Origin of the sequence: Bradyrhizobium sp. NAS80.1 (assembly GCF_001908205.1) — a bacterium.
GTDB lineage: Bacteria > Pseudomonadota > Alphaproteobacteria > Rhizobiales > Xanthobacteraceae > Bradyrhizobium.
Genome location: NZ_LGHL01000416.1, coordinates 1 through 1,122 on the forward strand (window position 1 = coordinate 1; position 1,122 = coordinate 1,122).

A 1,122-nucleotide genomic window follows, 5' to 3' on the forward strand; every position below is an offset into this window, starting at 1 on the left:
AGATTGACAGCACCACATTTGGCACGATTACGATTGACGGAAAAACCTATGAGCACGACGTCGTCGTTCGTCTTTCCGGCGAGGTTGTGAAGCGGAAAAAGAGGCTATCTAAGAAGCTCTACGGTACCTCGCACGTGCTTTCGGAAGACGAGGCAAAATTTCTCTTCGAGAAGGGGTGCGACCAAGTCGTTATCGGCTCGGGTCAGATGGGCAACGTGCACCTGTCACCGGAGGCTGAAGCCTATTTCGAGAGAAAGGGCTGCGAGGTCTTGTTGAAGCCGACACCCGAGGCGATCCAGATGTTCAACCGGTCGCGCGCAAGGAGGATCGGGCTCTTTCACGTGACCTGTTGACCTTCGCGAATGCCAACAGGAGGTATGATCCGAATACCGTGTTGATGACCGGGACAAGGATGTTCGGCTGAAAGCTCATCCGACGCAGTCCGCCCCGGCGAAACGGAGGGACGCCATGATCCACGCTACCTGCCATACTGCCGATAATGTCGTCTGTCTCGAGTTCGATGCCACGCCGTGGTTCAATGAGGCTGATGCTCCAAGCATTGTCGATTTGGCCAAGCATGAGTGGTCCAGCGCGGCGGTCGCAGACTCTCTCGAGCGCCGGCAAGGATACGAACGCTTGCATGACCTCATCGAGTATGCGGCGAAGCGACTTCAACCAGACTCCCTGGAGGATCTGAGCTGGAACACCTTCGAGTGTATCGTCGACGGGCCAGAGGCCATGGCCTGGCTCAAGAATACCCGGCCTGATGTTGTGGCAAGAATCCGGAGCCAGAATCGATATCAGCCGTCAGAAGAGTCCTCCTTTCACGTGGAGGAGCTCTTTGGGAAAGAGGCCGCCGACGGAGTCGTGTGGTGCTAGAGAGCGGGGGGGAACGGGCACCTGATAGTTGCTAGTTCCGGCAATCAACGGGGAAGCACGAACACAAGAAGCTGACGAGGGAGAAACACGATGGCTGCCAAGGATGTCAAATTCTCCACCGAGGCGCGCGGAAAGTTGCTGCGCGGCATCGACATCCTCGCCGACGCGGTGCGGGTCACGCTGGGTCCTAAGGGCCGTAACGTCGTGCTCGACAGGTTCGGGACGCCGCGGATCACCAAGGAT

2 protein-coding genes are annotated in these 1,122 nt (G+C 57.7%); both read left to right on the top strand.

All coding sequences use genetic code 11. The annotated features are described in order from the left end of the window. On the top strand, nucleotides 1-353 hold a 353-nt coding region (locus AC629_RS43955; protein ID WP_143199944.1), incomplete at its 5' end, for an Mth938-like domain-containing protein. A 115-nt stretch (nucleotides 354-468) separates the two neighbouring features. Beyond that, on the top strand, nucleotides 469-879 hold the full coding sequence (locus AC629_RS43960; RefSeq protein ID WP_245332206.1) for a hypothetical protein: 411 nt from the start codon (nucleotides 469-471) through the stop codon (nucleotides 877-879). Nucleotides 880-1,122: the final 243 nt, after the last annotated feature.